This is a genomic window from Noviherbaspirillum saxi (genome assembly GCF_003591035.1).
Classification (GTDB): Bacteria; Pseudomonadota; Gammaproteobacteria; order Burkholderiales; family Burkholderiaceae_D; genus Noviherbaspirillum; species Noviherbaspirillum saxi.
This window is the reverse complement of sequence record NZ_QYUO01000001.1, coordinates 141,840-160,698: the sequence shown is the minus strand read 5'-3', so window position 1 is coordinate 160,698 and position 18,859 is coordinate 141,840. Positions and strand designations below refer to the sequence as shown.

Sequence of the window (18,859 nt, the reverse complement as noted above, 5' to 3'; positions counted from 1 at the left end):
GATCCTCCCTACAATCGAATCATTATTTTTTCCGAGATCTTTTGATTCGATCCTACGCCATGCTTACCGCCATCGACCAGGTAGTTTCCGATTCCCCAGCCGTCCCGTTTTCCGCGTTCCATACAGACATTGAGCATACGCCTTCTTCCTTGCGTGCCGCCATTACCGCTGCTTATCGGCGCGACGAAGCCGACGCCGTGCAATGGCTGCTGGGCCAGGCCCGCACCGGCGCGGCCGCCAAGGCGCAAACGCAAAAACTGGCGCGCAGCCTGGTGGAAGCGGTGCGCGAAAAACGCACCCGCGCCTCGGGCGTCGATGCGCTGATGCATGAATTTTCGCTTTCGTCCGAAGAAGGCGTGGCCTTGATGTGCCTGGCCGAAGCGCTGCTGCGTATTCCCGACCATCAGACCGCGGACCGCCTGATTGCCGACAAGATCAGCAAGGGCGACTGGCGCCGGCATCTGGGCGAATCGCCGTCGCTGTTCGTCAATGCGGCGACCTGGGGCTTGCTGATCACCGGCAAGCTGGTCGGCACCAATAGCGAGCAGGGACTCGGTTCGGCGCTGACCAAGCTGATCGCCAAGGGCGGCGAACCGCTGATCCGCAAGGGCGTCGATCTTGCCATGCGTATGCTGGGCAACCAGTTCGTCACCGGCCAGACCATCGATGAAGCGCTGGACAACAGCCGCGACAATGAAAAGCGCGGTTATCGTTATTCCTACGACATGCTGGGCGAAGCGGCCCTGACCGAAGAAGATGCGGCGAAATACTATGCCGCCTATGAACGCGCGATCCATGCAATCGGCCGCGCGTCGAACGGCCGCGGCATCAAGAACGGTCCCGGCATTTCAGTCAAGCTGTCGGCACTGCACCCGCGCTATTCGCGCGCGCAACGGGTACGCACGATGAATGAATTGTTGCCGCGCCTGAAGCAATTGATCTTGCTGGCCAAGCAATACAACATTGGCTTGAATATCGATGCGGAGGAAGCAGACCGTCTCGAACTGTCGCTAGACTTGATGGAAGCGCTGGCGCATGACGCAGACCTGGCCGGCTTCGAGGGCATCGGTTTCGTGGTGCAGGCGTATCAAAAACGTTGCCCGTATGTGATCGACTACCTGGCCGACCTGGCGCGGCGCAGCGGCCGCAAGTTCATGGTGCGGCTGGTGAAGGGCGCTTACTGGGATGCGGAAATCAAGCGTGCGCAAGTCGATGGCATGCCGGGTTACCCGGTCTATACGCGCAAGGTCTATACCGATGTGTCTTACCTGGTGTGCGCGCAAAAGCTGCTGGCAGCGACCGATGTGATCTATCCACAGTTCGCGACGCACAATGCGCACACCCTGTCGTCGATCTATACCTGGGCACAGGAGCGCGGCGTCACCGATTACGAATTCCAGTGCCTGCACGGGATGGGCGAAACCTTGTACGACCAGGTGGTCGGCAGCGACAAGCTCGGCAAGCCCTGCCGCATTTATGCGCCGGTCGGCTCGCATGAAACCCTGCTCGCGTATCTGGTGCGCCGCTTGCTGGAAAACGGCGCGAACTCTTCCTTTGTCAACCAGATCGTCGATGAAAATGTCGCCATCGATAGCTTGATCGCCGACCCGCTGGATGTCGCCGCCGGTCTGAAGGGTGCGATGCATCCGAATATTCCGCTACCTGTCGACATGTTCGGCGCCGAAAGAAAGAATTCGGCCGGCATGGATCTGAGCAATGAAGATGCATTGCGCCATATCGATACGGTATTTGCCCGCTTTGCGCAGCAGCAGTGGAGCGCTGCGCCCTTGCTCGCAGAGGTGGAAGAAGTGAGCGGCCAGCCGCAAGACATCCGCAATCCGGCCGACCGGCGCGACCTGGTTGGCCGCGTGATCGAGGCAGATGCAGCTCAGGTTGAATACGCATTGGCAGCCGCGCAAACCTACGCGGTCGACTGGCAAACCATGCCGCCGGCGGCGCGCGCGCAAGCCTTGTTCCGCGCGGCCGACCTGCTGGAAGAACATCAGCTGGAACTGATGGCGCTCGCCATTCGCGAAGCCGGAAAATCGCTGCCCAATGCGATTGCCGAAGTACGCGAAGCAGTCGATTTCCTGCGCTATTACGCCGCCGAAATCACGCAGACACCGAATGCCGCCGCACTCGGCCCGGTGGTGTGCATCAGCCCGTGGAATTTTCCGCTCGCGATCTTTGTCGGTGAAGTCAGCGCGGCGCTGGCGGCCGGCAATGTGGTGCTGGCCAAACCGGCCGAACAGACGCCGTTGATCGCGCATCGCGCGGTGCAATTGCTGCACGAAGCCGGCGTACCGCGTGGCGCGCTGCAATTCCTGCCGGGCCGGGGCGATGTGGTCGGTGCAAAACTCACAGCCGATGAGCGCGTGCGCGGCGTCATCTTCACCGGTTCAACCGAAGTCGCGCAATTGATCAATCGGGTGCTGGCGCAGCGGGCGGCACGCGAGGGTCGGGAAATTCCGCTGATCGCAGAAACCGGTGGACAAAATGCGATGATCGTCGATTCGAGCGCCTTGCCGGAACAAGTGGTCACCGATGTGCTCAGTTCCGCATTCGACAGTGCCGGCCAGCGTTGTTCGGCATTGCGCGTGCTGTGCCTGCAAGCCGATATCGCCGACAAGACGCTCGCAATGCTCAAAGGCGCGATGCAGGAACTCCGGCTCGCCAATCCCGACCGGCTGGCGACCGATATCGGCCCCGTCATCGACGAAGAAGCACAACAAAACCTGTTGCGTCACATCGATCGCATGCGCTCGCAGGGCAACAAGGTGCATCAGTTGCGCCTGCCTGCCGCCTGCACACATGGCACTTTCGTGCCGCCGACCGTGATCGAAATCGCGTCTTTAGCCGAGTTGCAACGCGAAGTGTTCGGCCCGGTGCTGCATGTATTGCGCTACCGGCGCGATGAATTGCCGACCTTGCTGAATGCGATCAATGCCAGCGGTTATGGTTTGACGCTGGGCGTGCATTCGCGCATCGATGAAACCATCGATTTCATTTCGTCGCGCGCCCATGTCGGCAATATCTACGTCAACCGCAATATCGTCGGCGCGGTGGTCGGAGTGCAACCGTTCGGCGGCGAAGGCAAGTCCGGTACCGGTCCGAAAGCCGGCGGTCCGCTCTACCTGAAGCGCCTGCAGCACAACGCGGTCGTCACGCGTGCGTCGCATACCATCCATTCCAAGGATCGCGCATCGGCCGGTCCGGTGTTCGACAGCCTGCTGGCCTGGGCCGGCAAGCATGGACATGAACGGATTGCGCTACTGGCCGATACCTATGCCCATGCAACGCTGCTCGATACCTCGCTGGTATTGCCGGGACCGACCGGGGAGCGCAATACCTTGTCATTTGCGCCACGCGGCGCCGTCCTGTGCTGCGCCGACAGCGTCGATGGCTTGCTGAACCAGCTTGCGGCGGTTTTTGCGACGGGCAACACGGCGGTGATTCCCGCCCATGTGGCGCACCTCTTGCCCACGGGCTTGCCGGCCGAGGTGCACGCCGCAACCAGGTCCATACGCGATAACGAACTGGCCGATACTGCGTTACAGGTTGCGCTGGTCGACAGCGCAGCAATGCCGGCCATGCTGCCATTGCTGGCGGCACGCGACGGCGCGCTGGTGCCGGTGGTCGAGACGCGGGATAGCGAACCGGTGGCCTTGTGGCGTCTGGTCGCCGAGCGCGCGCTGTGCGTCAATACCACGGCAGCGGGCGGCAACGCGAGCCTGATGACGCTGGGCGCATGATCACATAGCATTGCTGCTCAAACGGTGGCTGCTTCAGCTCAGTCACCGCAATCTCTTCACGGCTGCAAACGTCCCATGCACAAACGCCTTACCACGCCGTATGCATAGCGGGCCGCGACCCGTTCAATGAATTGCATGAAATCCTGCGGCGCGCCTTCATTGGCGCCGTCGGAGATCGTGCGCACCACCGCGAACGGCACGCCGAATTCAAAGCACACTTGCGCCACGGCCGCGCCTTCCATCTCTACCGCCAGCAAATCCGGAAATTCCGTCTGCAACGCGTTGCGCCGATGATGGCTATGGATGAATTCATCGCCGCTGGCCATCAATCCGCGATGCACGCGCGGCTGCGCAAGCTGGAATTGCGCCCGGTCCGCATCGTCAATCATCGTCTTCAGGTCATGACGCACGAATGCCTGGGCGACATCCACCAGCCGGTCGGTCAATCCCAGATCGCTGGCAAACTTCGATTGTCCGAGCAAGGGCACTTCAAAACGCGGAAACAGCGGCGCCGCATTCATGTCGTGCTGGACCAGCGCATCGGCCACCACGATATCACCGACCCGGACCAGGCTGTCCGTGGCGCCTGCCACCCCGGTAAACACGATATGCGTGACTCCAAAGCGTTCGATCAGGGTGGCTGCAGTGGCGGCCGCCGCGACCTTGCCGACCCGGGATAGCACGCAGATCGCGTCGATATCCCATAGACGCCCGCTGGTGTATTCGCGCATGCCCCGCATCAGCGTCGTTTTATCCTGCATCGCTTCGATCAAGCCAGCCTGCTCTTGATGCAGGGCGCTGATTACGCCAAGACGCATGGGAAATGCTGTCATCTTTCATCCTTAAAAAATAATCAAACGGCAATTGTGCCAAGGCTTGGCTGGTGCCGGCGGTGAGCCGGCCGTAGTCGATGATGATTTTGCGGTTTTTTATCTTGTAGTTGTATATAAGAATAGTAGTAATAGTTAACAACAGGCGTTTCTTGTGGATAAGTCGGTAAACGCCTTTTACATCAGTTGTTTGGCGCGCGTATAAGGACAGTGATAAGGCTTGTATGAGATCCGGACAGAACTTGGATAAAAAAACGCTCCGGTCACATTCATTTGCTTATCCCCAGCCGCTCCCGGATATACCCAGAGACTTATCCACAGGCACCGGCGCAATCAGGCCAAAAACGCGTTAATGGCGCCACAAAGCCTGCAATAGCGCGAACGCAGCGGCAATTGCCGGTTCCTGTTTGCGTTTCGCCATGCAGATAAACGACAGCTCGGTCGACAGGCTGACCGCATCGGCGATGACCAAGCCATGTGCATGCGCCTCGCGCAGCGCGATCGATTCGCGCACCAGAGACAGCCCGACACCGGATTTCACCAGGTCGAGCATCGACATTTCCTGATCGACCAGCGCCACCTTGTTCGGCGCAACCTTATGTTCGCCAAACGTTTTGCTCAGCAGCCGGTTGTGCGCGGATTCCGGCGGCGTCCAGATCCAGGGCAGGCTGGCCAGCGCGGCCCAGCCTTTGCCCGCGACCCGGTTCTTCCATCCTTTCGGCGCCAGGACGTTGTAGGTGAATGAAGTCAGTGTTTGCGAGTGGAATTCCTTGGTAGGCGTGCCGAGGTAATAACCGACGTCCAGCATGCCGGATTTCACCTGCTGCAAGACCCAGCCGGACATGCCTTGCTGCAGCTGGGTCGATAGCTGGGGATAGGTTTCCACCAGACGCTTCAGGAAAGCGCCGAGCCGGATGAATTCGGGATCGAGGATAGTGCCGATCGCCAGTGTGCCGGACAGGGTCGAATGCAGCGCTGCCGCACCCTGGCGGAATTCGGCCACGCTTTCCATCACGCGCTCGGCAAACGGCAAGAGTTTGGCGCCATCGTCGGTCAATGCCATCCCGCTCGGCGTGCGGATGAACAGTTGCAAGGCCAGGCTGGCTTGCAATGACTTGATTTGCAGGCTGACCGCCGGCTGGGTCAGGTGCAGGCGTTCGGCGGCCCGCGTCAGGTTGCCTTCGCGAGCGACGGTGACAAAAGCACGTAATTGAATCAAATCCATAGGGGCACCATAAGCGATCCTTATACCAAGTTGATAATAACTGATTGGCTTTTGCTTGCAGACGGCGATATGCTGGCAAAAAATCGTCACCATGCCAAAGGAATCCTTATGACGCAGCAAATCATTCAACACTTTATCGGTGGCCGTACCGTGGAATCGATCAGCGGCCGCAAACAGGATGTGTTCAATCCGGCGACCGGCGCGGTGAGCGCGCAAGTGGTGCTGGCCAGCCAGGAAGAAGTCAATACCGCAGTCGCCGCAGCGCATGCTGCAGCGCCGGCATGGGGCGAGACCGCGCCGCTCAAGCGCGCGCGCATCCTGTCGAAGTTCAAGGAATTGATCGAGAAACACCATGACGACCTGGCTGCGGCGATTACCCGCGAGCATGGCAAGGTGTTTTCCGATGCGAAAGGCGAGGTCACGCGCGGCCTGGAAGTGGTCGAATTTGCCTGCGGCATACCGCAATTGCTGAAGACCCAGTTCACCGACAACATCGGCGGCGGGATCGATAACTGGCAATTGCGCCAGCCGCTGGGCGTGACCGCCGGCATCACGCCCTTCAATTTCCCCTTCATGGTGCCGATGTGGATGGCACCGATGGCGATTGCCACCGGCAATACCTTTATCCTCAAGCCGTCGGAACGCGATCCGTCGCCGTCGATGATGGTGGCCGAGCTGTTCAAGCAAGCCGGCTTGCCGGATGGCGTATTCAATGTGGTGCAGGGCGATAAGGTTGCGGTCGATGCGCTGCTGCATCATCCGCAAGTCAATGCGGTGTCCTTCGTCGGTTCGACCCCGATCGCCGAATACATTTATACCGAAGGCGCTAAACGCAAGGGTCCGTATCCGTTGCGCGTGCAAGCGCTGGGCGGCGCCAAGAACCACCTGGTGGTGATGCCCGATGCCAATCTCGATCAAGCGGTCGATGCCTTGATCGGCGCCGCCTACGGTTCAGCCGGCGAACGCTGCATGGCGATTTCTGTCGCGGTGGCGGTCGGCAGCGTGGCCGACAAGTTGATCGAAGCATTGATTCCGCGCGTGAAAGCCTTGCAAGTCATGAATGGCATGGAAGCCGCAGCCGAAATGGGACCGGTGGTGACCGCCCAGCACAAAGCCAAGATCGAAGGCTATATCGCCGATGGTGTCCAAGCCGGCGCCAAGCTGTTGGTCGATGGTCGCGGCCTGAAGGTGGCGGGCCATGAAAATGGTTTCTTCCTCGGCGGTTCGCTGTTCGACCATGTCACACCCGACATGACCATCTACAAAGAAGAGATTTTCGGCCCCGTGCTGTGCGTGGTCCGCGTACCGGATTTCGCCTCGGCGGTGCAATTGATCAATGCGCATGAATTCGGCAACGGCGTGTCGCTGTTTACATCGGATGGCAACACTGCCCGCGAATTTTCGCGTCGCATCGAGGTCGGCATGGTCGGCATCAACGTGCCGATCCCGGTACCGATGGCCTGGCATTCGTTCGGCGGCTGGAAGCGTTCCCTGTTCGGCGATACGCATGCCTATGGCGAAGAGGGTGTCCGCTTCTATACCCGCTATAAATCGGTCATGCAGCGCTGGCCGGATTCGATTGCCAAAGGGGCGGAATTCACGATGCCGGTGGCGAAGTAGAGCTAAGCTGCCACCTGTGGATAACGCTAGGGACAGCCGCTGGATGTAAACGGGACAACTGTTGAAAAACACGGAAGGATTTTTTTATCCCGAATTCATCCTTTGCCCATACACCGCTTTTCCAATCATCTGTGCTTGGCGCAAGCACTTGATTACAGAGCGATAAATGGGCTTATCCACAGGGCACCCCGGGCGTTAACTATTACTACTATTTGTATATATCAAATACAAAGTAAAAAACCGCACAAAATTATTGGCGTCGGCCATAGCCGCAAACAGAACAACAACGTAGTACAGGAGCCCAGCATGGAATCCGCAGGAAAATACGACTACATCATCATCGGTGCCGGCAGCGCAGGCTGCGTGCTGGCCAACCGGCTCGCGCAGGATGAAGGTATTTCGGTGCTGTTGCTCGAAGCAGGAGGCAAGGATGACTATATGTGGATCCATATCCCGGTCGGCTACCTGTATTGCATCGATAACCCGCGTACCGACTGGCTGTTCCGCACTGAAGCGGATAGCGGATTGAATGGACGTACGCTGATTTATCCCCGCGGCAAGGTGATGGGCGGCTGTTCTTCGATCAACGGCATGATTTACATGCGTGGCCAAGCCAGGGATTACGAGTTGTGGGCCGACTTGACCGGTGACGATAGCTGGCGCTGGAACCAGGTGTTGCCGATATTCAAGAAATCCGAGGATTACCATCTGGGTGCCGGCGAATTTCATGGTGCAGGCGGTGAATGGCGCGTAGAGCGTCAGCGACTGTCATGGGAAATTCTCGATGCTTTCCGCGATGCCGCGGCGCAAGTCGGTATTCCGAAGGTCGACGATTTCAATCGCGGGGATAACGAAGGCTGCGGTTATTTCGAAGTGAACCAGAAAAAAGGATTGCGCTGGAACACCGCGCGCGCCTTCCTGAAATCGGCCAATGGCCGCAAGGGCAAGCTCGACATCATGACCGGCTGCCACGTCAAGCGCTTGCGCATCCAGGATGGTCCGCAAGGAAAGCTTTGCACCGGCGTCGAATTTACCGGCGGCGGCACGGAATGGTTTGCCGAAGCCGCGAAAGAAACGATTTCGACCGCCGGCAGCGTAGGATCGCCGCAAATCCTGCAATTGTCGGGCATCGGCCCGGCGTCGCTGCTGCAATTGCATGGCATCCCAATGGTGGCGGATTTGCCCGGCGTCGGTGAAAACCTGCAGGATCATTTGCAACTGCGCATGGCATTCCGCATCAAGGGAGCGAAAACGCTCAATACGATGGCCAACAACTGGTTCGGCAAGATGCGGATCGGCATGCAATATGTGATGTCGCGCAGCGGGCCGATGTCGATGGCACCTTCGCAACTCGGCGCGTTCACCCGATCCGATCCATCGCAGGCGACACCCAACCTGCAATACCATGTGCAACCCTTGTCGCTGGAACGCTTCGGTGAACCGCTGCATCCATTTCCGGCATTTACCGCAAGCGTATGCAACCTGCGGCCAACCGCGCGCGGACATATCCGGATTGCATCCGCCAATGCATTTGCGCCGCCAAAGATCACGCCAAATTATCTGAGTACGGTCGAAGACCGCCGGGTAGCCGCCAGCGCGCTTGGATTGACCCGCACCATTGTTGCCGCACCGGCATTGCAAAAATTCGCGCCGGAAGAATTCAAGCCCGGTGTGCATTACCGCACCGAAGAAGAACTTGCGAAAGCTGCCGGTGAGATCGGCACCACGATCTTTCATCCGGTCGGCACCTGCAAGATGGGTCGTGTCGATGATCCGCTTGCCGTGGTCGACAGCCGCATGCGCGTCAAGGGCGTGCGCGGCCTGCGCGTGGTCGATGCCTCGGTGATGCCGACCATTACCTCCGGCAATACGAATTCGCCGACCATCATGATTGCCGAGAAGGCGGCGGAATGGATCAAGGCTGCGCGCCGCGAAACGGAGTCGCGGATCGTATTGCCGACGCCCGAAACCGCTTTGGTCTGAAGCCGATCACAACCCGAATGAAAGAGGAGACAAGCCGCCTGAAAATGCCTTGCTGACATCACTGTTTTCTTCGTGCTAACATTGGCCGGAGTTGCTCATGATCAAGACTTAAAGAACATTGATACAGGCCAAACAATCGGCAGAAGATTTCACTGCCGTATTGTCACCCCCCCGCTCGTACTGTGTACTGTGCATCATCGTTATACATTACCTTCTGCTAGAGCCTTAGCGGCGCTAATAACAGTCAAAAGGGAGAACCCATGGCGGATGTGGTGTTGGAGACGAAGCAGTTGACCAAGGAGTTCAAGGGCTTCACAGCGGTCAATAATGTCAGCCTGCAGGTGCAGCGTGGGCATATCCACGCATTGATCGGCCCCAATGGCGCCGGCAAGACAACCTGCTTTAACCTGCTTACCAAATTTCTGGTCCCGACTTCCGGACAGATCCTTTTTAATGGGCACGACATCACGATGTCCAAGCCGGCGCAGATCGCGCGCCAGGGCATTATTCGTTCCTTCCAGATATCAGCGGTGTTTCCACACCTGACGGTGCTGGAAAACGTACGCATCGGTCTACAGCGGCCGCTCGGCAATTCCTTCGCCTTCTGGCAAAGCGAAAATAAACTGAATTCCCTGAACGACCGTGCAATGGCTTTGTTGGCGCAAGTCGATCTGGAAAAATTCGCCGATACGATGACGGTCGACCTGCCTTATGGCCGCAAGCGTGCGCTCGAAATTGCGACCACGCTGGCGATGGAGCCTGAATTGATGCTACTCGATGAACCGACGCAGGGCATGGGCCATGAAGACGTGCATCGCGTGACAGCGTTGATCAAGAAGGTGGCCGAGGGCCGCACTATCCTGATGGTCGAACACAATATGAGCGTGATTTCCGGCATCAGCGATCGCATCTCGGTCTTGCAGCGCGGCGCGGTATTGGCTGAAGGCAGCTATCAGGAAGTATCGAACAATCCTCAGGTGATGGAAGCGTACATGGGCACGACCACAGGCGCGCTGGAAGGAGCGCATTGAATGGCAGCTTCAACAGCGGCATTGGAAATCAGCAATCTGCACGCCTGGTATGGCGAGTCGCATATCCTGCATGACGTCAATTTCTCGGTAAACCAGGGCGAAGTCGTGACACTGCTCGGCCGCAATGGCGCGGGCCGCACGACGACGCTGCGCGCGATCATGGGTTTGACCGGCGCGCGCAAGGGATCGATCAAGATTCACGGCACCGAGGCGATCAGCTTTCCAACCTATAAGGTCGCGCATCTGGGAGTAGGTTATTGCCCCGAAGAGCGGGGTATTTTTTCGTCGCTGTCGGCCGAAGAAAACCTGCTACTGCCGCCGGTGGTGTCGAAAGACGACAAGGGCATGTCGGTCGAGGAAATCTACGACATGTTCCCGAATCTGAAGGAACGCCGTGCCAGCCAGGGCACCCGGCTGTCGGGCGGCGAGCAGCAAATGCTGGCGGTGGCGCGTATCCTGCGCACCGGCGCGCGCCTGCTGCTGCTCGACGAGATTTCGGAAGGTTTGGCGCCGGTGATCGTGCAGGCTTTGGCGCGCATGATCACGACCCTGAAGGCCAAGGGTTACACCATCGTGATGGTGGAACAGAATTTCCGCTTTGCTGCGCCGCTGGCGGACCGCTTTTATGTGATGGAGCATGGGCAGATCGTCGAAAGCTTCGCTTCATCCGAACTGGATAACAAGATGCCCGTGCTGCATTCGCTGCTCGGGGTATAAGGAAGCAAGCCACCGCGTGGCGTTGTTTATAACAAAGGAGATCCATATGAAGTTGAAAGCAATTGCAGCTGCAGCATCCGCCATTGCAGCGATGGGTATTGCCGGAACCGCGTCCGCGCAGATTTCGGGCGATGTGATCAAGATCGGCATGATCACCGACATGTCCGGCCTGTACGCCGACATCGATGGTCCGGGCGGCGTGGAAGCGGTCAAGATGGCGATTGCCGACTTGGGCAGCGCAATCAATGGCAAGAAGATCGAGTTCATCTATGCCGATCACCAGAACAAGGCCGACATCGCCGCCTCGAAGGCGCGCGAATGGTTCGACCAGGCCGGCGTGGACATGCTGCTGGGCGGTACCAATTCCGGAGCCAACCTGTCGATGGCCAAGGTCGCGGCTGAAAAGAAAAAAGTCTTCATTTCGATCGGCGCGGCGTCTGCCCGCCTGACCAATGAGGAATGCTCGCTCTACACCGTTCATTACGCGTATGACACCGTGGCGCTGGCCAAAGGCACGGGCGCAGCGATCGTCAAGCAGGGCGGCAAGAGCTGGTACTTCCTGACCGCTGACTATGCATTCGGCGCATCGCTGGAAAAGGACACCTCAGACGTGGTCAAGGCAGCCGGCGGCACGGTGGTCGGTGCGGTCAAGCATCCTCTGTCGGCTTCCGACTTCTCGTCGTTCCTGCTGCAGGCACAGAATTCAAAGGCCCAGATCCTCGGTCTGGCCAATGCCGGCGGCGACACCATCAACTCGATCAAGGCTGCCAACGAGTTCGGCATCAACAAGTCGATGAAACTGGCCGGCCTGCTCATGTTCATCAACGACGTGCATGCGCTCGGCCTCAATCTGACCCAAGGCATGTACCTGACGGACGGCTGGTACTGGGACCTGAATGACGATACCCGCAAATGGTCGAAGCGCTTTTTCGAAAAGATGAAGAAATCGCCTTCGATGCTGCAAGCGGCCGACTATTCGGCAACGGCGCAGTATTTGAATGCGGTCAAGGCCATCGGCACCGATGACGCGGACAAGGTGATGGCGCAGTTGAAGAAGACCAAGATCAACGACTTCTTCGCGAAGAATGGCGAAATCCGTCCGGACGGCCGCATGGTGCATGACATGTACCTGATGGAAGTGAAAAAGCAGTCCGAGTCCAAGTACCCATGGGATTACTACAAGGTCGTGCAAACCATTCCGGCAGAACAGGCATGGACCACCAAGGCGGAGTCGAAGTGCGCATTGTGGAAGTAAATTAAGGCTACGCCGGGACCGTGCGCGGCAGGGTCCCGGTGATATGGCTGTCCAAGGTGTTCCAGGTATCTTGAATACTGAAAGCAAGCTCCCTTCCTGATTCAGGCTGAGGGCCGGGGGCTTGCGGTGTACCGGGGTGGCGCGGCGAGATGCATTCGCATCCGCTGTTGCCGGCTTGGCGCATGACCCGGTCCCATCCCTTTCCTGACCCGGGGAAGGGCCTGTCTGCATGGTCTTTACTAACTCTCTATCTGTCTATGGAAATATTTGGCATTCCCTTGCAGGCCATGCTGAGCCAGTTGCTGCTCGGCCTGGTTAACGGCTCTTTCTATGCGATGCTGTCGCTCGGGCTGGCAGTCATCTTCGGCCTGCTCAACGTGATCAATTTCGCCCACGGCGCCCTGTACATGATGGGGGCGTTCCTGGCATGGATGGGCCTGAACTATTTCGGGATCAATTACTGGGTCATGCTGATCGTGGCGCCGCTGATCGTCGCGGTGTTCGGCATCATCATCGAGAAAACCATGCTGCGCTGGCTGTACAAGCTCGATCATTTGTATGGCTTGCTGCTGACGTTCGGCATCACGCTGCTACTGGAAGGATTGTTCCGTTCGGTATATGGCGTGTCGGGACAGCCGTATTCGGTTCCTGAGGCGCTTTCGGGCGCGTTCAACCTCGGATTCATGATTCTCCCGAAATACCGCGCCTGGGTCGTTCTGGCGTCTCTGATCGTATGCTTTGCGACCTGGTTCGTGATCGAGAAGACCAAACTCGGTGCCTACCTGCGTGCGGGCACCGAGAATCCCAAACTGGTTGAGGCATTCGGCATCAACGTGCCGCTGATGGTGACACTGACTTACGGCTTTGGCGTCGCGCTCGCGGCAATGGCCGGCGTACTGGCCGCGCCGGTGATCCAGGTATCGCCGCTGATGGGTTCGAACCTGATCATCGTCGTGTTTGCGGTGGTCGTGATCGGCGGCATGGGATCGATCATGGGTTCCATCATCACCGGTCTCGGGCTGGGCGTGATCGAGGGCTTGACGCGTGTGTTTTATCCCGAACTGTCGGCGACCGTGGTCTTCATCATCATGGCAATCGTTTTGATGATTCGCCCGGCTGGATTGTTCGGCAAGGAAAAGTAAGCCGGTTGCGCCGGCTGCGGATTCGCTGTTTTTCCGAACGTAGCGGAGTTCGTGGCCTTGATGGAACAGGGAAATGGCGCAATAAGTGCGTTGTGAACAAGTCGTTCGGAATGACCGGTTTGAAAAGGTTGGAACCATGAACAAGAAAGTCGGGTACGCGCTTGCCATTGTGGCGGCGCTGGTGGCACCGTTCGTCATTTATCCGGTGTTCCTGATGAAGGTATTGTGCTTTGCCCTGTTTGCCTGCGCATTCAATCTGCTGATCGGTTTTACCGGTTTGCTGTCGTTCGGGCATGCGGCCTTCTTCGGCGGGGCAGGGTATGCGGCCGGCCACGCATTGAAGGTGATGGGCTTGCCGTTCGAACTCGGGCTGGTGGCCGGCATTGCGACGGCCGCATTGATCGGCCTGGTCATGGGCGGATTGGCGATTCGCCGCCAAGGCATTTACTTCACGATGATTACGCTGGCACTGGCGCAAATGCTGTACTTCGTCTGCCTGCAGGCGCCACTCACCGGTGGCGAGGATGGTTTGCAAGGCGTGCCGCGCGGGAAGCTGTTTGGCATCGTCAGCCTGGCGGACGATTTGACGCTGTACTTCGTTGTGCTGGCGATCTTTATCGCCGGTTTTGCCTTGATCGTCCGTACCGTGCACTCACCGTTCGGGCAGGTGCTCAAGGCCATCAAGGAAAATGAACCACGCGCGATTTCGCTCGGTTATGACGTCGACCGCTACAAGCTGCTGGCCTTCGTACTGTCGGCGTCGTTGGCCGGCCTGGCGGGCGCTACTAAAACCGTAGTGCTCGGTTTCGAAACCCTGACCGATGTGCACTGGTCGATGTCGGGTCTGGTGGTGCTGATGACGCTGGTGGGTGGCTTGGGAACCCTGTCCGGGCCTATCGTCGGCGCCATCTTGATCATCGCGCTGGAAAACAAGCTCGGCGATCTCGGTAACTGGCTGGCCGTGGCGACCAATATCGAATGGTTCCGTGCAATCGGCGAATCGGTCACCATTGTCACCGGCTTCATTTTTATCGTCTGCGTGCTCGCTTTCCGTCGCGGCATCGTCGGTGAATTCGGTGCTCTCTTCAAGCGTGCGCCCGCGGGTTCCAGCGCGGTACACTGATCGTCTCCCTGCGCCGGCAGCGTCCTGCTGCCGGCTTCCGTTCCCGGTTTTCTGATTTCCCGTTATAGAGCTGCTGCGTAAATGTCGCGCGCATCGCTGCGCGTGACTTCACGCGGATTATTGGTCAACAGCCGCGTCTGCAACATTGCGTTGTCGGCCAACCGGTCGAGATCGGATTCGGCAATACCGACTTGCCGCAGCTGGGTTTCAATCCCGGTACGGCGGGCAATGTCATCCATTCTGTCGATCAGTGCCTGGGTACGCGCCTCCGCACTGCCGGTGGCGCCGGGTGCAACGATGTGGGCCAGTTCAGCATAGAGCGGGGCGGCATTCGGTGCATTGAAGCGCAGCACGTGGGGTAGCACCAGGGAATTCGACAAGCCGTGCGGAACATGGAAAATGCCGCCAATCGGATAGGCAAGGGCATGCACTGCCGCACAAGGTGCATTGGCAAACGACTGGCCCGCCAGCATTGCACCCAATAGCATGGCTTGGCGTGCTGCCAGATTCTTGCCGTCTTTGCATGCCACGAGAATGTTGTCTGACAGCAAGGAAAGAGCTTGCCGCGCGAGCATGTCGGACAAGGGATTCTTTTTCAGTTTGGTTGTATAGGCTTCGATGGCATGCACCATCGCATCGATTCCGGTCGCTGCAGTGACTTTCGGCGGCAAGCCGACTGTCAGCTCGGCATCAAGAATGGCAACATCGGCATACAGATGTGGTGATACCACGCCCATCTTGGTCGTCGCACCGGTGGTCACGATGGAAATCGGCGTGACTTCAGAACCGGTGCCGGCCGTGGTCGGGATCTGAATCAACGGCAACCTCGAGCCCTTGACGTTGCCGATGCCGTACATGGTTTGCAATTCCTGCTCGCTTCCGGCCAGCACAGCGATCAGCTTGGCCACATCCATTGAACTGCCGCCGCCCAGACCGATGACCAGGTCGATTTCATTTTTACGCGCTTCAGCGACGGCGCTCAATACCACCGCTTCAGGCGGGTCGGCGACAACATCGGAATAGATACTCACGTTCAGCCCGCAATTGCGCAAATCGGCGATGGAAGCGTCGACCAGACCGGTTTTCAAAAAACCGTTATCGGTAACGATTAATGCGCGACGCTTATTTGGAAAATACTGTGCGGCGATCGTACCGAGCCGTTTGGCAGCCCCGGCTTCTGAAATCAGGTGTGGAACTGTGCTGAAAGTAAAGCTGGTGATAGGGCTAGGCGCAGTCATCGGATCTCCTTTTCTATTTCTTTCGTGTAATAAGTTGTTGCGGAAATGGTATAGCGCCGCTTACTTTGGGAGGATAGCATTCATCATAACGCGATGTAGTCAGTGATGTTTAATTTCGATCGCAAGTCTCTTTGCGATGTTTCACGTGAAACATAAGGATAGAAAATTCTATGTTTGATTCTTCGGTGATCCATCAACGCACACATACTGGGCGGATGGAAATTCAGGAAAAGAGCCACGGCTTGACGCAGAGCGAACGCTTGGTTTTGATCATGATTGACGGCGTAAGCGCTTACCAGGATGTGCGCAAGAAATTACCAGTGCTGACAGATCAGAGATTCGACCGAGCATTTCAGACCTTAGAGACCAAGGAACTGATCGTTGAAGTATTCTTGCCGTTGCCCTGCCAAGTGGCAGAAGAAGTTGAACGCACGGTCATCGACCGATTTTTACAACAGGATCCGCTTGATCCCGTCACCATCATCGTTCACGATCCGGATGAGGTGTTTGGAGCTCCCGTTGCGCACAATACCGACGCTGTATCTGTTCAGCACGCAATAGAACGCTCCGCGCCCCGAGATTATGGTCAGCACGCTCGCTCAACCGATATCGAAAGAGTGCCAGAAGCACCTGCGGCAGCGAACCTGGACGATATGCATATTGCAATGGTTGATTCGCTGGGTAAAGAACTTCGTGCGCGCAAGCAATTTTCCAGGCACTCCACCGATGTCGAAGTGCCACCCGACAGAGCACAGCAAAAAGAATCAAGAAACAGTGATCCAGGTTCCAGCACGCTCCAAGTCGCATGGCCCTACTGGTGCGTCGGAATAGGCCTTGCATTCATTGCGGGTTTTTTTGTATCCAAGTTTTAGCATCGAATGTTTCACGTGAAACAAACCGACGTCGGATTGCCACGAGGCCCTGCGGGAAGCAGGGAAAACCCCGTATAATCTCGCCTCCGGCTTCATTCCACCGGCCCCTTTCTTCACCGTCTCGTCGAGGCGCACTATGCTTTTTCCTACAGAATTTGACGTCATTGTCGTCGGCGGCGGTCACGCCGGCACCGAAGCAGCCTTGGCTGCTGCCCGCATGGGGCAGAAGACCTTGCTGTTGACGCATAACATCGAAACCCTTGGTCAGATGTCTTGCAATCCGTCTATTGGCGGCATCGGTAAAGGTCATCTGGTCAAGGAAGTCGATGCAATGGGTGGCGCAATGGCAATTGCGACGGATGAGTCCGGCATCCAGTTTCGGATTCTGAATTCCTCCAAGGGCCCGGCGGTACGTGCCACACGTGCACAAGCCGACCGTATTCTGTACAAGAAGGCGATACGTTACCGTTTGGAAAATCAGCCAAACCTTTGGTTGTTCCAGCAAGCGGTCGATGACTTGATGGTGGAAGGCGATCGTGTGGTCGGCGCTGTTACTCAGGTCGGAATCCGTTTCAAAGGCCGAGCTGTGGTACTCACTGCCGGAACCTTCCTGGATGGAAAGATTCACGTCGGCCTGAATAACTATGCAGCCGGTCGCGCCGGTGATCCGCCCGCAATTTCTTTGTCTGCGCGGCTCAAGGAATTAAAGCTGCCGCAAGGGCGCTTGAAGACTGGAACGCCGCCCCGTATCGATGGCCGCAGTATTGATTTTTCAGTGATGGAAGAGCAGCCGGGCGACCTCGATCCGGTCCCGGTATTTTCAGTCATGGGAACGGCTGCAATGCATCCGCAGCAATTGCCATGCTGGATCACGCATACCAATGCGCGCACCCACGACATCATCCGCAATGGCCTCGACCGTAGCCCCATGTACACCGGCGTCATTGAAGGCGTCGGGCCGCGCTATTGTCCATCGATCGAAGACAAGATCCATCGCTTCGCCGACAAGTCTTCGCACCAAATCTTTCTCGAGCCGGAAGGCTTGACCACCAACGAGTTCTATCCGAACGGCATTTCCACAAGCTTGCCTTTCGATGTGCAACTCGAACTGGTGCACTCGATGCGCGGCCTGGAAAATGCCCATATTTTGCGGCCCGGCTATGCCATTGAATACGATTACTTCGATCCGCGCGGCTTGAGAGCTTCGCTGGAAACCAAAGCGATCCAGGGATTGTTCTTCGCCGGTCAAATTAACGGCACCACCGGCTATGAAGAAGCCGCCGCGCAGGGCATGCTCGCCGGCCTCAATGCGGCGTTGCAGACCCAGGGCCGAGAGGCTTGGACGCCGCGCCGGGATGAAGCCTACCTGGGCGTGCTGGTCGACGACTTGATCACCAAGGGCGTGCAGGAACCCTACCGCATGTTCACCAGCCGCGCTGAGTACCGCTTGAGCTTGCGTGAAGATAACGCCGATATGCGCCTGACCGAAATCGGGCGCGAACTGGGCTGCGTCGCCGATGCGCAATGGGAAGCGTTCGAACGCAAGCGTGAAGCGGTTGCACGTGAAATGGAGCGCCTCAAATCGACCTGGGTCAATCCTCGACTCTTGCCGGAGGCAGAAGCCGAACGCGTTCTGGGAAAAGCGATTGAGCGAGAGTATGCGCTCACTGATTTGCTGCGCCGCCCGAATGTCGACTATGACACCCTGATGAGCCTGAAAGATGCCGAGGGCAGGGCGCTTGCCGGTCCAGGCGTGGAGGATGAAGCGGTCAAGGAACAGGTGCAGATTCAAGTCAAATATGCCGGTTACATCGACCGCCAGGCGCGCGAGGTTGAGCGCCATGACTATTATGAAAACCTGAAGTTGCCGACCGAGCTGGATTATATGGAAGTGCGCGGGCTTTCGATGGAAGTCCGCCAGAAGCTGAACAAGCATCGGCCAGAAACCCTTGGGCAAGCCTCGCGCATTTCCGGGGTCACGCCGGCGGCGATTTCATTGTTGCTGGTTCACCTGAAAAAGGGCGGCTTCAAGGATTTCATCGCGGCGCCAGCCGTCGCCTGAGAAAGCCTG

At 57.9% G+C, this 18,859-nt stretch carries 13 protein-coding genes; 10 read left to right on the top strand and 3 right to left on the bottom strand.

Going from position 1 to position 18,859, the window contains the following annotated elements; genetic code table 11:
• The first annotated feature begins 59 nt into the window (after positions 1–59).
• Complete coding sequence (gene putA, locus D3871_RS00845) at positions 60–3,752, top strand: trifunctional transcriptional regulator/proline dehydrogenase/L-glutamate gamma-semialdehyde dehydrogenase (protein WP_119767190.1); 3,693 nt, start codon at positions 60–62, stop codon at positions 3,750–3,752.
• 56 nt (positions 3,753–3,808) lie between these two features.
• Here the strand turns inward: putA and D3871_RS00840 are convergent, their stop codons facing one another.
• Positions 3,809–4,585: a 5'-methylthioadenosine/adenosylhomocysteine nucleosidase gene (locus D3871_RS00840; RefSeq protein ID WP_233575470.1), complete on the bottom strand. Its 777-nt coding sequence runs from the start codon at positions 4,583–4,585 to the stop codon at positions 3,809–3,811.
• A 346-nt stretch (positions 4,586–4,931) separates the two neighbouring features.
• Complete coding sequence (locus D3871_RS00835) at positions 4,932–5,807, bottom strand: LysR family transcriptional regulator (protein WP_119769797.1); 876 nt, start codon at positions 5,805–5,807, stop codon at positions 4,932–4,934.
• 108 nt (positions 5,808–5,915) lie between these two features.
• On the opposite strand from D3871_RS00835, the gene D3871_RS00830 reads away from it, so the two are divergent.
• From D3871_RS00830 to D3871_RS00800, 7 genes are all read left to right on the top strand, one after another.
• A complete protein-coding gene (locus D3871_RS00830; protein WP_119767189.1) occupies positions 5,916–7,427 on the top strand; it encodes a CoA-acylating methylmalonate-semialdehyde dehydrogenase in 1,512 nt (503 codons plus the stop codon).
• 306 nt (positions 7,428–7,733) lie between these two features.
• The gene (locus D3871_RS00825) at positions 7,734–9,410 is read left to right on the top strand and encodes a GMC family oxidoreductase (protein ID WP_119767188.1); all 1,677 of its coding nucleotides are present in this window, start codon (positions 7,734–7,736) and stop codon (positions 9,408–9,410) included.
• Between the two features lie 260 nt (positions 9,411–9,670).
• Complete coding sequence (locus D3871_RS00820) at positions 9,671–10,441, top strand: ABC transporter ATP-binding protein (RefSeq protein WP_119767187.1); 771 nt, start codon at positions 9,671–9,673, stop codon at positions 10,439–10,441.
• Complete coding sequence (locus D3871_RS00815; protein WP_119767186.1) at positions 10,442–11,158, top strand: ABC transporter ATP-binding protein; 717 nt, start codon at positions 10,442–10,444, stop codon at positions 11,156–11,158. It begins immediately after the preceding gene.
• 46 nt (positions 11,159–11,204) lie between these two features.
• The gene (locus D3871_RS00810) at positions 11,205–12,413 is read left to right on the top strand and encodes an ABC transporter substrate-binding protein (RefSeq protein WP_119767185.1); all 1,209 of its coding nucleotides are present in this window, start codon (positions 11,205–11,207) and stop codon (positions 12,411–12,413) included.
• Between the two features lie 257 nt (positions 12,414–12,670).
• Positions 12,671–13,555, top strand: a complete 885-nt coding sequence (locus D3871_RS00805) for a branched-chain amino acid ABC transporter permease (protein WP_119767184.1) — start codon at positions 12,671–12,673, stop codon at positions 13,553–13,555.
• 136 nt (positions 13,556–13,691) lie between these two features.
• Complete coding sequence (locus D3871_RS00800; RefSeq protein WP_119767183.1) at positions 13,692–14,678, top strand: branched-chain amino acid ABC transporter permease; 987 nt, start codon at positions 13,692–13,694, stop codon at positions 14,676–14,678.
• Positions 14,679–14,740: 62 nt separating this feature from the next.
• Here D3871_RS00800 and D3871_RS00795 read toward each other — a convergent pair whose 3' ends face one another.
• On the bottom strand, positions 14,741–15,898 hold the full coding sequence (locus D3871_RS00795; protein ID WP_420799651.1) for an iron-containing alcohol dehydrogenase: 1,158 nt from the start codon (positions 15,896–15,898) through the stop codon (positions 14,741–14,743).
• Positions 15,899–16,086: 188 nt separating this feature from the next.
• On the opposite strand from D3871_RS00795, the gene D3871_RS00790 reads away from it, so the two are divergent.
• Entirely contained in the window at positions 16,087–16,788 is a 702-nt protein-coding gene (locus D3871_RS00790; protein ID WP_119767181.1) for a hypothetical protein, read from the top strand.
• Positions 16,789–16,924: 136 nt separating this feature from the next.
• Positions 16,925–18,850, top strand: coding sequence for a tRNA uridine-5-carboxymethylaminomethyl(34) synthesis enzyme MnmG (mnmG, locus tag D3871_RS00785; RefSeq protein ID WP_119767180.1), 1,926 nt, complete (start codon positions 16,925–16,927; stop codon positions 18,848–18,850).
• Positions 18,851–18,859: the final 9 nt, after the last annotated feature.